Below are 15,487 nucleotides of genomic sequence, written 5' to 3'. Positions count from 1 at the left end.
AATAATGAATATAAGAGAAGCAGTTAAGGATAAGAAGAGAATAGTAATTAAGATAGGTTCTTCTTCGCTTATGCACAATGAAACAGGCAGGCTTAATCTTGGAAAGATAGAAAAGCTGGTGCGTACAATAGTGGATATTAAGAATTCTGGCAAGGATGTTGTTCTTGTTTCATCAGGAGCTATCGCTGTTGGAAGAATGGCAATAGGGCTTAATGAGAAGCCTGATGAACTCCCTGTAAAGCAGGCGTGTGCGGCTATTGGACAGGCAAAGCTTATGATGGTATATCAGAAGATATTTGCTGAGTACAGTACTACAGCGGCACAGGTATTAATGACTAAGGCTACAGTTATGAATGATAAGAGCAGAAGAAATGCACAGAATACATTTAATGAGCTGTTAAATCTTGGTGCAGTTCCTATTGTTAATGAGAATGATACAGTATCTACATACGAGATTAAACAGGTTCAGACTTTTGGAGATAATGACAGGCTTTCAGCAATTGTTACTTCAATTATTGATGCAGACCTCCTTATATTGTTATCAGATATAGACGGATTGTATACAGACGACCCTAATTCTAATCCGGATGCAAGATTTATTAATCAGGTAGATGTCATAGATGACAAGCTTCTTAATATGGGCAAGAGTACATCAGGAAGCGGTGTTGGAACAGGTGGTATGGCAACTAAGCTTAAGGCAGCAGGAATAGCTGTAAGCTCAGGTGCAGATATGGTTATAGCAAATGGCAATGATATTGATAATATTGCTAAGATAATGTCAGGTGCAGATGTCGGTACACTTTTTGTAAGCTGTAAAGACGAGAATTTTGACCTTGTCAAATTCATAGGCTAAGGGGAGGTGCTGATGGACATAAAGCTTATAAGGAATACAGAAGATGCCGTGTTCAAACCAATCAATAACGGGCTTGTGTTACAGATGGTGGATGATAACTATAAGTTTCTTGATTTTATTGGTAAGAAATTGTATATCCTTAATTCTATTACGAATGAGAGGTATGAAATCTCACCAGAAATCAAGAAATATAATATAGCCAGTATTATTTATGCCCATAATACGCACGATTATGTGTTCTATGTATCTGCGGAACAGATTACAGACAGCAAGGCAGATATATTGCTGTACAGATATTCATTTGATGATAACGAGAGTACACTTGTGTATAGATATGAGATTGATGAACTTGAGAAAATCAGACAAAGTCATATACATATATATGTATTGGAATATGATTTTGCAATAATTGAAGAAATCGGACAAGATAATGAAGTAACTAATGTGGTGCTTCGGGATTTTAATTCTGACAGGGAAATATCAACAGAAGGGTCACTGCTTAAAAGACTTGGACTTTATAATATTATTCCGTTAGAGGGCAATAACAGTGTGTTAAAGCTCGGCAGTAGAAAAGACTTCGATGGCACAGATATTAATGAAGAAAAGCATAATCAGGAATATATAGGTATTGTTAATACCAAGCAGTTTGTATCTGAGATGATGTTAAATCCAGCAGAGATTACTATGGATATATTAGATACAGCGGATACGGACAAGACATTTGCATATATGAAGCGTTCTGAGAACCGGGTTATATATTCAAAGTTTAATATAAGTGCGATGTCAGAAGAAGTTGTGCTTTATGATTTTGAGAATAAAGTAAAGCAGATAAGAATTAATAATGATATTAAGGAAGCATCAGACCTTAGTTATACATATGTTATTGAGGGCAATCCCTACACAATAAAGAAGGACAAAGATGTGACATATCTTATTAATCTTAATACGCAGAAAGAGGAATATCAGATTCCTTCTAATATGCAGATACAATATGTATGTAATGATGTAATTCTTGTCACCCATATAAAGCACAGAATACCATTTATCAAAAAAGGTTCAGAGTATATTGAAGCCTACAAGTTTCCGGATATACACCACGCACTTCTTAAGAAGAAAGCACAATTTAATACCTGTATGGTAAATGGAGATGACCTGCTTGTATTTACATTGTAGGAAGTTGATATAATAAGAATGGAGAAGATATGGTAACAGAGAATACAATTAAAAGAATAAATGAACTCTATCATAAGTCTAAGGGTGAAGGTCTTACAAAGGAAGAAGCCGAAGAACAGATTAGATTAAGAAAAGAATATGTTGCGGCATTCCGTAATAATTTAAGAGGCACATTAGAGACAATAAAGATACAAAATCCAGATGGTTCTATTATAGATGTAAAGCAAAGACATGATGAGAAGATGAAGAATAATGACAGTAAAGCAGAATAAGAAAGAAATCAGAACATTAATAACTAATAAGAAAAAGGCTATGTCTGTTGAAGAAATAACTGCAGGAAGCAGAATAATTACAGACAGACTTGAGTTGTCAAAGGAATATCAGGACAATGATAATATACTTATATATGTAAGCTATAATCAGGAAGTCGAAACATCGGGTATTATTAATAAAAGCCTTGAACGTGGCAAAAAAGTGTATGTTCCTAAGGTTATAATTAATAAAGAAGACAGGTCAGATAAATATATGGAATTTGTAAGAATTAATTCTTATGATGACTTGCAGGATGGATATATGGGAATTAAAGAACCTGTATCTGACGACTATGAAATTCCACAGGACGGACTTCTTGTTATGCCGGGGCTTGCTTTTGATGTTACGCTTAACAGAATAGGTTACGGCGGTGGATTTTATGACAGATATCTTGTTAAGAATGGCGACAGATATTATAAGACAGCCATATGCTTTGATTATCAGGTGCTTGATGATATACCGGCAGAGGAATTCGACATAAGACCAGATATGATTATAACTGATAAAAGAATTATAACAGCTCAGGAGCTGTAATTAATAAAGAGATATGGATATTGAGGAGTTGTAAAAATACTTATAAATGATAATTAGTTATTAAGTATTAGTGCAGTTATGCACGGAAGTGAGGATTGATATGAAGACATTAACACAGATGGGCAGTGATGCAAAGAAAGCGTCCACATATCTTGCAAAGCTTGGCATTAAGGAAAGAAATAATGCTTTATTAAAGGTTGCTGATGCCCTTGTAAAAAGAAGTGATTACATAAGAGAAGCTAATGCTATTGACCTTGCTAATGGCAAGAAGAATAATATGAGCACAGCTCTTTTAGACAGACTTATGCTTACAGAGAGCAGAATAGAAGGAATGGCTGACGGCTTAAGAGTTCTTGCAGGACTTGACGATCCAATAGGCGAGGTCAAGTCAATGAAGACACGTCCTAATGGACTTATGATTGGTAAAAAGACTGTTCCATTAGGAGTTGTTGCGATTATATATGAATCAAGACCTAATGTTACAGCAGATGCTTTCGGACTTTGCTTTAAGTCAGCTAATGCCTGCATATTAAGAGGCGGGAGCGATTCTGTTAATTCTAATATAGCAATTGTGAATGTTATAACAGATGTATTAAAAGGACTTGGAATAGACCCTGATGTCATAAGTTACATTTCTGAAACAGATAGAAAGTATGTTGATGAGCTTATGCACCTTAATGAGTATGTAGATGTAATTATACCACGAGGTGGAGCAGGTCTTATTAAAAATGTTGTCAATAACAGCACAGTCCCTGTAATAGAGACAGGAACAGGAAACTGCCATATATATGTAGATGAATATGCAGATATAGATATGGCGGTGAATATAATATACAATGCCAAGACACAAAGAATTGGCGTATGCAATGCGTGCGAATCGCTTGTTATTCATAAGAATATTGCAGGTGAAGCTATTCCGGTAATAGTAGATAAGTTAAAGACCAAGAATGTAGAGATACGTGGTGATGAGAAAGCTTTAGCTATAGATAACAGAATAATAAAGGCAGATGATACGGATTGGGGACGTGAATATCTTGATTATATTATATCTGTTAAAGTAGTAGATAATATAGATGAGGCAATTGCACATATCAACAGGTACAATACGGGTCATTCAGAGTCAATAATAACTAAAGATTATAATAATGCACAGAAGTTTCTTAATGAGATAGATGCGGCTTGTGTATATGTAAATGCTTCTACAAGATTTACTGACGGCTTTGAATTTGGATTTGGAGCAGAGATAGGTATAAGTACACAGAAGATACACGCAAGAGGACCTATGGGACTTGAGGCGTTAACAACAAGTAAATATATAATATATGGCAATGGACAGGTTAGAGAATAGGGTTTGAATATTATGGGACAAATGGGAGAAGATATAGCAGACTGGAAATATTTTTTATCTATAATATCTAAATGCACAGATGATTATCTATACATATATGACTTAAGTGATGATTATGCGATATACAGTAGTTCTATAACAAAGGATTTTGAACTTGATGTTGCGGAATTCAGTAATGCGGGAAGAAAGTTAAAGGATGTAATATATCCAGATGATTATGAAGCTGTATTTAACAATATTAGTGAACTTCAGAATGGACATATAAGCTGTCATAATATGGAATACCGCTGGAAATCAAGAAAGAACGGATATGTATTTATAAGCTGCCGCGGACAGCTGGTACGAAGAAATGGCATTAATTATATGATAGGCCGTGTATCAGAGATTGGAAAAAAGAACAGATATGATAATGTAACCGGCATATATACAGATTTAATTCTTGAAGACAGGTATGACGATATTGTAAAGAGCGATGGTCATACAGGCTGTATTATGCAGATAGGGATTGATAATTTCAAAGAGATTAATGAGAAATATGGCACTAAGACAGGCGATGAGGTGCTTGCAATATTGGCAGGCATTCTTGTCAGACAATCCAAAGAACAGACATTTTCTGTATATAGGACAAGAGGAGACGAGTTCATAATAGTATCCCTTGATATGAGCGGTGATATTAAGAAAAATGCCAAGATGTTATACAAGACTATAAGAGAAGATATAGACAGTGTTATTGATGACAGAGGATATGATGTATTCTTTAATATATCAGCAGGTGCGTATGCGTTTGATACTAATACAGATACCTATAAAGATATTATTAAGAATACCCGTTTTGCCCTGCATAAAGCAAAGCTTAACGGAAAGAACAGATTTGAATTTTTTGATAAGGCTGATTATGCTAATTATATAAAAAGGCTTGAAATTCAGGGCGAGTTAAGGTCTAGTGTTAATGATAATTTCAAAGGATTTGAATTGTTTTACCAGCCGATTGTTGATGCTGATACAGGTAGGATTGAGGGTGCAGAGGCACTTTTAAGATGGAAAAGTGACCAATATGGTTTTATGTCGCCTGTAGAGTTTATTCCACTGCTTGAAGAAAGCTCGCTTATTATACCATTGGGAAGATGGATTATAGATACAGCTGCTGCCCAATGCAACGAATGGGTAAAGATAATACCCCAGTTTGTTATGCATATTAATCTTTCGTTTGTACAGATTGCAAAGAGCAATGTTATAAAAGATGTAATTGAGAATATAAACAAATATGATGCTGGAAATGAACATTTTGTATTTGAGATTACTGAAAGCATACAGATGGATTCTAATATTGCGATAAAAAGAGTTCTTAAAGAATTCGTTGATAATGGCTTTTTACTTGCAATAGATGATTTTGGAACCGGATATTCTAATTTTGAATATATGAAGGATAAGATGTTTGGTATCTTAAAGATAGACAGGGCATTTATTACTGATATACATCTTACAGATAACAACAGAATACTTGTCAGCTTTATTATAAAAATGGCACACGAGATGGGTGTTAAAATATGCGTTGAGGGTGTTGAGACAAAAGATGAATTGATGGCTGTAACAAAGCTTGAGGCTGATTATATACAGGGGTATTATTACGGCAAACCTGTCAAAGACGTTGAATTTTGCAGAATGATTAAACAACAGGAAAGAATAAAGAGGTAATATATAAATAATGGATACAACAATTGAGAATATGATTAACAGCATAGATTTATCTGCCCCGGTTCCAGAATACGAGCCGATGAGACAGTATTACTATTTAAAGGCCTGCAGAAAGATTGTTAAGGAAAAGTCAGAAGCACTTAACAGACCACTTACTGCTGTAGTTTCAACATTTGGCTGTCAGATGAATGCAAGGGACTCAGAAAAGCTTCTTGGAATATTAAAGGATATCGGCTATCAGGAGTCAGATGATGAAGAAAATGCTGATTTTGTAATATACAATACCTGCACGGTGCGGGAGAACGCCAACTTAAGGGTATACGGACGTCTTGGACAGTTAAAAAAGGTTAAGAGAGCTAATGGCGAGATGATTATTGCAATGTGCGGTTGTATGATGCAGGAGCCGGAAGTTGTAGAAAAGATAAAGACATCTTACAAATTCGTAGATATTGTGTTTGGTACATTTAATATTTTCAAGCTTGCAGAGCTTATGTATATGTGCTTTACAGGTGATGAACAGGTTATTGATATATGGGATTCTACTAAGGAGGTTGTTGAGGAGCTTCCAACTTCAAGAAAGTATCCATTTAAGTCTGGTGTCAATATTATGTTTGGATGTAATAATTTCTGTACATATTGTATTGTTCCATATGTACGAGGCAGGGAGAAATCAAGAGAGCCAAAAGAGATAATAAGAGAGATTGAAAGACTTGTAAGTGACGGTGTAAAGGAAGTAATGCTTCTTGGACAGAATGTTAATTCTTATGGAAAGACGCTTGAGGACGATATTACATTTGCTAAGCTGCTAAGAGAGATTGCCAAGATTGACGGACTTGAAAGAATAAGATTTATGACACCTCATCCAAAGGATTTATCAGATGAGCTTATAGAGGCAATAAGAGATAACAGCAAGATATGTAACCATATACATCTTCCATTACAGTCAGGAAGCAGCCGTCTTCTTAAGCTTATGAACAGACAGTACACTAAGGAGCATTATCTTGAACTGGTAGACAAGATAAGAAATACAATCCCGGATATATCTATTACAACAGATATAATTGTAGGCTTCCCAGGTGAAACAGAGGAAGACTTTGAGGATACACTTGATGTTGTAAGAAAAGCAAAGTATGACAGTGCTTACACATTTATATATTCTAAGAGAACTGGAACACCTGCTGCCAAGATGGACGGACAGGTCAGTGAAGATATAGTAAAAGACAGATTTAACAGATTGTTAGCAACTGTATCTGAGGTGAGCCACGAACATATCAAGAGATATGAAGGTATGGATATGGATGTATTGGTTGAGGATATAGATGACCACGATAATACATTTGTAACAGGACGAATGACTAATAATATTTTAGTCCATTTCAAGGGTGACAAAGAACTTATAGGAAGTATAGTCAATGTACATCTTGATGAATGTAAAGGCTTCTATTATATGGGAACAAAGAACGATTAATATTATAAGCAGGATGACTGGAGGATAAAGATGGCTGAGTATTCACCAATGATGCAGCATTACATTGCTACAAAGAATGAATATAAGGATTGTATACTGTTTTACAGACTTGGTGATTTTTATGAAATGTTCTTTGATGATGCTGTAGTTGCATCTAAGGAATTAGAGCTTACTCTCACAGGAAAAGATTGCGGACAAAAGGAACGTGCACCTATGTGCGGCGTTCCTTTTCATGCTGCGGAGACTTATATTAACAGATTGGTATCAGCAGGCTATAAAGTTGCAATATGTGAGCAGATGGAAGACCCTAAGAAGGCAAAGGGCATAGTAAAAAGAGAAGTAATAAAGGTGGTAACACCGGGAACTAATATTAATACACTTGGACTTGATGAAACAAGGAACAACTATATGATGAGTATAGTATATCTTGGTGATAATCTTGGAGTTTCAATAGCGGATTATTCAACGGGCGATTTCTTTGTGACAGAGTTAGCCGGTGGAAGTGAGCTTATAGATGAGATTAATAAGTTCGTGCCATCGGAGATAATTGTTAATGAATACTTCGCAATGAGTGGCATTAATCTTGATACTGTCAATACAAAACTTGGAATAGCTATGTCAACGCTTGATAACTGGTATTTTAACGAGGAGACCTGTAAGAAAAGGCTTCTGGAACATTTTCATATGGAGATGTTAGATGGACTTGGTTTAAAAGATTATACAGTTGGAATAATAGCTTCGGGTGCACTCCTGACTTATCTATATGAGACACAGAAAAGCAATATGCCTCATATCACAACACTTCTTCCTTATTCGTCAGGCAAATATATGCTTATTGACAGCTCATCAAGAAGAAATCTTGAGCTTGTTGAGACAATGAGAGAAAAGCAGAAGAAGGGTTCGCTTCTGTGGGTGCTTGATAAGACTAAGACAGCTATGGGTGCAAGAATGTTACGTTCTTATATTGAACAGCCGCTTATTAACAAAGATGATATAATTAAAAGACAGGACTGTATACAAGAATTGGGCGACAGCCTTATCGACAGGGAAGAATTAAGGGAATACCTTAATCCAGTGTATGACATAGAAAGAATTATGACTAAGATAAGCTGTAAGACAGCCAATCCAAGGGATTTAATAGCTTTCAGGAATACACTTGAAATGCTTCCACATATTAAGAGGATTATAGGTAATTTCCATTCAGAGGAATTTGCAGCCTGCTATGATAAGCTTGATGACCTTGCTGATTTGTACGAGCTTATTAATTCAGCTATAGTTGAAGAACCACCAATATCAGTAAGAGATGGAGGTATTATAAAAGAGGGCTATTCAAAAGAGGCTGACGAGTTAAGAGATGCCAAGATAAAAGGAAAGGAATGGCTGTCTGAGCTTGAGATAAGAGAGAAAGAAAGAACAGGAATTAAGACATTAAAGGTTAAATATAACAAAGTGTTTGGCTATTATCTTGAGGTGACAAATTCATTTAAGGACAAAGTACCTCCTGAATGGGTAAGAAAGCAGACATTGACTAATGCAGAGCGTTATACAACAGATGAACTTAAACATCTTGAAGATGTAATTCTTGGTGCAGAGGATAAGCTTTATTCTTTGGAATATGACCTTTTCAGCGAGGTAAGGGAGCGTATTGCCTCGCAGGTAGTCCGCATACAGGGTACAGCAAAAGCGGTTGCTATGATAGATGCATATGCTTCATTATCAGTTGTTGCGACACAGAATAATTATGTAAGGCCTAAGATTAACGATAAGGGTGTAATTGATATAAAGAATGGAAGGCATCCAGTAGTTGAGAAGATGATAAGCAATGATATGTTCATAGCCAATGATACATATCTTGATAATAATTCCAACAGGGTTGCGATAATAACAGGACCTAATATGGCTGGTAAGTCAACATATATGAGGCAGACAGCTCTTATTGTCCTTATGGCACAGACAGGAAGCTTTGTCCCTGCAGACTCTGCTAATATATGTATTGTAGACAGGATATTTACAAGAGTAGGTGCATCTGATGACCTGGCTTCCGGACAGTCTACATTTATGGTTGAGATGACAGAGGTTGCTAATATTCTCCGTAATGCGACATCTAATAGCCTTATAATTCTTGATGAGATAGGACGAGGCACAAGTACATTTGACGGTCTTAGTATAGCGTGGGCGGTTGTCGAACACATTGCAAACACTAAGATATTAGGAGCAAAGACATTGTTTGCAACTCATTACCATGAATTGACAGAACTTGAAGGAACACTTGACGGCGTTAATAATTACTGTATAGCAGTTAAAGAGTGCGGGGATGACATCGTATTTTTAAGAAAGATTATAAAAGGTGGTGCAGATAAGAGCTATGGAATACAGGTGGCCAAATTAGCAGGTGTTCCAGAAAATGTATTAAACAGGGCTAAGGAACTTGTTGTAGAACTCAGTGATGCAGATATATCACAAAAGGCAAAGGATATTGCACAGTATTCAAAGAAAGTGGAGAAGATGAATGACCGTTATAAGAAAGTCAATGAACTGGAAGTAAAGCAGATGACACTTTTTGATACTGTAAAGGACGATGATATAATAAAGGATATAAAAGAGCTTGATATAAGCAATATGACACCAATTGATGCACTTAATATTCTTTATAAGCTTCAGGGCAAGGTTAAGAACAGATACTTTGTTAATGAGAATTAATGTGAAGTGAGGGTTAATATGGGAATTCAGTTACTTGATCAGAATACAATTAATAAAATAGCGGCAGGAGAAGTTATAGAAAGACCATCTTCTGTTGTAAAAGAGCTTGTTGAAAATGCAATAGATGCCGGGGCGACTGCTGTAACTGTCGAAGCAAAGGAAGGCGGAATTTCATTTATCAGGGTTACGGATAATGGTTCAGGTATTAAGAAAGATGAGATAGATATTGCATTTAAAAGACACGCCACAAGTAAGATTAAGTCAATTGAAGACCTTTTAACTGTATCCTCACTTGGTTTCAGGGGTGAGGCACTTGCGAGTATAGCGGCAGTATCGCAGATTGAATTAATAACCAAGACTAAGGATGATATAACAGGAACGAGGTATCAGTCAGAGGGCAGCGAGGTTATATCTGTTGAAGATATCGGTGCACCTGATGGAACAACATTTATTATAAGAAATTTGTTCTTTAATACACCAGTCAGAAGAAAGTTCTTAAAGTCAGCGATGACAGAGGCAGGATACATTAATGCGTTAATGCAGTATATGGCTTTATCACATCCTGAGGTTTCATTCAGATTTATTAATAATAACCAGAATAAGCTTCATACATCAGGAAATATGAAATTAAAGGATATTATATATAATGTGTATGGCCGTGATATAACTGCTAATCTGTATGATATCAATGCAAAGACACAGGATATTAAGATTGAGGGTTATATAGGGAAACCTTTTATTAACAGGGGTAACAGGACTTACGAGAATTATTACATTAACGGACGTTATATAAAGAGCAATATAATTAATAAGGCAATTGAGGAAGCTTATAAAGGTTTTATAATGCCTCATAATTATCCGTTCACTGTAATACATTTTACGATAAGTCCGGATATAATTGATGTGAATGTCCACCCTACCAAGATGGAATTGAGATTTCAGAATAACGAGTATGTATACAATTTCGTATATGATTCAATATTATCAACGCTTAAGGGGAAAGAACTTGTGGCAAAAGTTGAACCGGATGGACAGTTTATGAATAAAATTCATAATGATGAGCTGGAGCAAAAGAAGGCAGAAGAACAGAAGCAGATGGCTGGGTATAGTGCAACGGGAGTACAGCAAAATGTACCGTCAGATTCAGGTGCTACGGTCAAGCAATATGGTGTACTGGCAGGTTCAGGTGCTATAAATGAGAATAAGGTTATCGCTAATGAATCTTCGATTATGAATAAAACAAGGCTTCCAGAGCCATTTGAAACCGTGAGGTCTGATAAACTTATTAAAGAAGATATTGTACAGTATAATTCAAGAAAAGCAGAGGAGAGCAGGCAGATATCTTTATTTGAGGATAAGCTTCTAGATGAGAAGAATAAGAATAATTACAGGATAATAGGACAATTATTTGATACATACTGGCTGATAGAATTTGAGGACAGATTCTATATGATGGATCAGCACGCGGCACACGAAAAAGTTCTTTATGAGAAGACGATGAATAAATTGAGAACCCAAAAAATTGATACACAGATGCTTATGCCGCCTATTATTCTTACTCTTAATATGAATGAGGAAGAAGTACTTAAAAGGAATATGTCAATATTTAATAAGCTTGGATATGAGATAGAAGAATTTGGCGGCAATGAATATAAAGTAACAGGAATACCGGCAGGTTTTCCGAAGCTTGATTACAGGCAGATGTTAACTGACCTTATAGATGGTCTTATGCAGGATGGCAGAATGACAGATATGGATATACTTACAGAAAAGGTGGCATCTATGTCGTGCAAGGCGGCTATTAAGGGCAATAATGAAATATCATATGAAGAAGCAAAGGAACTTATGGAAGAACTTATGAAAGCTGACAATCCATATAACTGCCCACACGGCAGGCCAACGCTTATAGTTATGAGTAAATATGATATAGAAAAGAAATTTAAACGAATAGTGTAAAAGGGGAATAGTGTATGTGTAAACAACCTTTAATTATACTTACAGGGCCAACTGCTGTCGGAAAGACTTCACTTTCTATTAAACTTGCAAAAAAGATTGGGGCACAGATAATAAGTGCAGACTCTATGCAGGTATACAGGCATATGGACATAGGAACTGCTAAGATTACATCTTCTGAAATGCAAGGCGTAAAGCATTATCTTATAGACGAAATAGAACCTACAGAGGAGTTTAATGTCACAATATTTAAAGAAAAAGCACTAAAGGCTATAGAACAGATAAGAAATGACGGCTATATACCTATGATTGTAGGTGGTACAGGATTTTATATACAGGCTTTATTGTATGATATAGAATTTGAAGACAACGATGCGGATACATCGTATAGACAGGAGTTATACCAGCTTGAAAAAGAAAAAGGTGCTGTGTATCTTTATGAGATGTTAAAAAATGTGGATCCTAAATCAGCAGAGAGCATACATTACAGAAATGTAAAAAGAGTTGTAAGGGCACTGGAATATTACAAGCAGACTGGCAACAGAATATCTGAACACAACGAGGAGCAGAGAAAAAAAGATTCACCATATAATTATAAATATTTTGTTCTCAATGACATAAGGGATAATCTTTATGAGAGGATTAATAAAAGAGTTGATATTATGTTCGATGATGGTCTTATTGATGAAATGCAGTTGCTTACCCAAATAGGCATAAGCAGGGATAATACTTCTATGCAGGGCATAGGCTATAAAGAAATTCTTGATTACTGGGACAATTTGGGTAAGCCTTATGGAAGCACTATTGATGAAAATGGTATCGCCTTATTAAAGGAACAGATTAAAGGCGATACAAGACATTTTGCAAAAAGACAGCTTACGTGGTTCAGGAGAGAAAAAGTTATTGACTGGATTAATATTAACGAATATGATTATGATTGCGTTAAAATTATGGATTATATGCTTGATAAGCTTAAAGATAGTGGTATTATTAAGTAATGCAAAATTAACAATCAGGGAGAAAGATAATGAAGGAAATGTATTGCGGACAGCTTGGAATTGATGAAGCTGTATACAATTATGGCAATAATGTACTTGAAAATTTAAAGGAACGATTTGAAGCTATTGATGAAGTGGCTGAGTATAATCAGTTAAAGGTTATCGCAGCTATGCAGAAGAACAGGGTTGCAGAGATGCACCTTTCAGGTACTAGCGGATATGGATATAATGATGAGGGAAGAGATACTCTTGAGAGAGTATATGCAGATATATTCAAGACAGAGGACGCACTTGTAAGACCACAGATTATATGTGGAACACATGCTTTAAATGTAGCTATCTCATCTAATTTAAGACCAGGTGATGAGCTTTTATCGCCAGTTGGCAAGCCATATGATACTATGGATGAGATTATAGGAATAAGACCATCAAAGGGAAGTCTTGCAGAATACAATATATCATACAGACAGGTTGATCTGTTAGATGACGGAAGCTTTGATTATGATGGAATAAGAAAAGCTATTAATGAAAAGACTAAGCTTGTTACTATACAGCGTTCTAAGGGTTACGCAACGCGTCCGACATTATCTGTTGAAAGAATTGGCGAGCTTATACATTTTATTAAAGATATCAAACCAGACGTTATATGTATGGTAGATAACTGTTATGGTGAATTTGTTGAGAAGATTGAACCATCAGAAGTCGGTGCGGATATGGTTGTCGGTTCACTTATTAAAAATCCAGGTGGCGGACTTGCACCTTGTGGAGGATATATAGCAGGAAGAAAAGACTGCATTGAACAGGCAGCTTACAGATTATCTTCACCGGGTCTTGGAAAAGAGGTTGGTGCAACAATTGGTGTCAACAAAGATTTCTATCAGGGATTATTCCTTGCACCAACTGTAGTTGCCGGTGCACTTAAGGGCGCTGTATTTGCAGCAAATGTATATGAAAAGGCTGGATTTAAGTGCGTCCCTGATGCCACAGAGGAAAGATATGACATTATTCAGGCAGTTGAGTTAAAATCAGAGGAAGGTCTTATAGCTTTCTGTAAGGGTATTCAGGCAGCAGCACCAGTTGACAGCTTTGTAACACCTGAGCCTTGGGCAATGCCAGGTTATGATTCAGATGTTATTATGGCAGCAGGTGCATTTGTACAGGGGTCATCAATAGAACTTAGTGCGGATGGTCCTGTAAAAGAACCATATGCTGTATATTTCCAGGGTGGTCTTACATGGTACCACGCTAAGCTTGGAATTATGATGAGTATGCAGAAAATGTATGAAAAAGGGCTTCTTAAGATTTAGTAATTGTGTTATACTACATTAGTCAGTTTTTTAATAATATTATAATATATTGAATAGTTAATATTGTATTCTTATAAAAAAGTTGATAAAATGTTAGCGTATTATTAATATTAATACGCAAGAATGGAGTAATATGAGTAGTATTTCCAAGTACAAGAATGGCTGGTTTCTTATACTGTTCATTCTTATAGGTATTGTGCTGGGTGGGCTTATAGCTGAGATAACATCGGGCATACCAGCACTTAGCTGGCTTTCATATGGCCAGTCATTTGGGGCGGGACTTATGGAGAGTCCTGTTATTCTTAATCTGGGATTTATTGTTCTTACATTTTCAATTCAGATTAAGATAACAATTGCCAGTATTATTGGCGTTATACTCGCAATTGTTATATATAAATTTATTTAGGGTAAATCTTATCTAAGATTTTATGAATGACAATTTAATATGTGACAAAGATTGTATTAAAGACTTAAGACCATACGAGAAATGTATAGCACTTGGTGAACAGTCGCTTACTGATACGGAGCTTATCGCAGCGATAATAAAGACTGGTGTATCAGGAAAGCCTGCGGGAGAGCTTGCAAAGGATATTCTTGACAAGTCCCATAACAAAGGATTGTTAGGACTATTTGATATGTCTATTGATGAACTTATGGATATCAAGGGAATAGGGCTTGCGAAGGCGGCACAGTTAAAGTGTATCTGTGAGTTGTCAAGAAGACTTGCCAAGCAGTCAGCAGGGAAAAGACTGGATTTTTCATCGCCATATGCTATTGCTGAGTATTATATGCAGGATATGAGACATTTAACCAAAGAACGTCTTGTTCTTGTAATGCTTGACAGCAGGCTTAATCTTATTAAGGACAGTGTTATATCAATCGGAACGGTGAACAGCTCACTTGTTTCAGTTAAAGAGGTGTTTAGTGAGGCTTGTAAGAACAAAGCGGTAAGCATAGTTCTTATTCACAACCACCCAAGCGGTGATCCAGCACCAAGTCCGCAGGATATAAGTGTTACAGAGCAGATAAGAAAGGCGGGGCTTATTCTTGGAATACATCTGATAGATCATATAATTATTGGAGATAATAATTTCACAAGTCTTAATGAATGTGGTTATTTGAGACAATAGAATTGTTGCTACAGGA

Annotated in this window: 13 protein-coding genes; all 13 read left to right on the top strand. The window is 36.0% G+C overall.

Going from position 1 to position 15,487, the window contains the following annotated elements; all coding sequences use genetic code 11:
- The first annotated feature begins 4 nt into the window (after positions 1-4).
- Positions 5-853, top strand: coding sequence for a glutamate 5-kinase (gene proB, locus BM157_RS04135; protein ID WP_022501799.1), 849 nt, complete (start codon positions 5-7; stop codon positions 851-853).
- Positions 854-865: 12 nt separating this feature from the next.
- Positions 866-2,026, top strand: a complete 1,161-nt coding sequence (locus tag BM157_RS04130) for a hypothetical protein (protein WP_022501798.1) — start codon at positions 866-868, stop codon at positions 2,024-2,026.
- 29 nt (positions 2,027-2,055) lie between these two features.
- The gene (locus BM157_RS04125) at positions 2,056-2,298 is read left to right on the top strand and encodes a DUF896 domain-containing protein (protein ID WP_055174685.1); all 243 of its coding nucleotides are present in this window, start codon (positions 2,056-2,058) and stop codon (positions 2,296-2,298) included.
- Entirely contained in the window at positions 2,279-2,872 is a 594-nt protein-coding gene (locus BM157_RS04120) for a 5-formyltetrahydrofolate cyclo-ligase (protein ID WP_055174688.1), read from the top strand. Before BM157_RS04125 ends, BM157_RS04120 begins: the two co-directional genes overlap by 20 nt.
- Positions 2,873-2,972: 100 nt before the next feature.
- Entirely contained in the window at positions 2,973-4,220 is a 1,248-nt protein-coding gene (locus BM157_RS04115) for a glutamate-5-semialdehyde dehydrogenase (protein ID WP_055174691.1), read from the top strand.
- Positions 4,221-4,232: 12 nt separating this feature from the next.
- Entirely contained in the window at positions 4,233-5,915 is a 1,683-nt protein-coding gene (locus BM157_RS04110) for a sensor domain-containing protein (protein ID WP_318255808.1), read from the top strand.
- Positions 5,916-5,925: 10 nt separating this feature from the next.
- Positions 5,926-7,383: a tRNA (N6-isopentenyl adenosine(37)-C2)-methylthiotransferase MiaB gene (gene miaB, locus BM157_RS04105; protein WP_055174698.1), complete on the top strand. Its 1,458-nt coding sequence runs from the start codon at positions 5,926-5,928 to the stop codon at positions 7,381-7,383.
- Positions 7,384-7,413: 30 nt separating this feature from the next.
- The gene (mutS, locus tag BM157_RS04100) at positions 7,414-10,083 is read left to right on the top strand and encodes a DNA mismatch repair protein MutS (RefSeq protein ID WP_082421568.1); all 2,670 of its coding nucleotides are present in this window, start codon (positions 7,414-7,416) and stop codon (positions 10,081-10,083) included.
- 18 nt (positions 10,084-10,101) lie between these two features.
- The gene (gene mutL, locus BM157_RS04095) at positions 10,102-12,039 is read left to right on the top strand and encodes a DNA mismatch repair endonuclease MutL (protein WP_090140015.1); all 1,938 of its coding nucleotides are present in this window, start codon (positions 10,102-10,104) and stop codon (positions 12,037-12,039) included.
- A 14-nt stretch (positions 12,040-12,053) separates the two neighbouring features.
- Positions 12,054-13,034: a tRNA (adenosine(37)-N6)-dimethylallyltransferase MiaA gene (gene miaA, locus BM157_RS04090; protein WP_090140013.1), complete on the top strand. Its 981-nt coding sequence runs from the start codon at positions 12,054-12,056 to the stop codon at positions 13,032-13,034.
- 29 nt (positions 13,035-13,063) lie between these two features.
- Positions 13,064-14,341: a methionine gamma-lyase family protein gene (locus tag BM157_RS04085; RefSeq protein WP_022501789.1), complete on the top strand. Its 1,278-nt coding sequence runs from the start codon at positions 13,064-13,066 to the stop codon at positions 14,339-14,341.
- 133 nt (positions 14,342-14,474) lie between these two features.
- Positions 14,475-14,747: a DUF4321 domain-containing protein gene (locus BM157_RS04080; protein ID WP_022501788.1), complete on the top strand. Its 273-nt coding sequence runs from the start codon at positions 14,475-14,477 to the stop codon at positions 14,745-14,747.
- A gap of 22 nt (positions 14,748-14,769) precedes the next feature.
- Positions 14,770-15,471: a RadC family protein gene (gene radC, locus BM157_RS04075; RefSeq protein WP_022501787.1), complete on the top strand. Its 702-nt coding sequence runs from the start codon at positions 14,770-14,772 to the stop codon at positions 15,469-15,471.
- The last annotated feature ends 16 nt before the right edge of the window (positions 15,472-15,487 follow it).

The organism is [Lactobacillus] rogosae (assembly GCA_900112995.1).
Taxonomy (GTDB): Bacteria; Bacillota; Clostridia; order Lachnospirales; family Lachnospiraceae; genus Lachnospira; species Lachnospira rogosae.
This window is presented reverse-complemented; position numbering and strand designations above follow the sequence as displayed.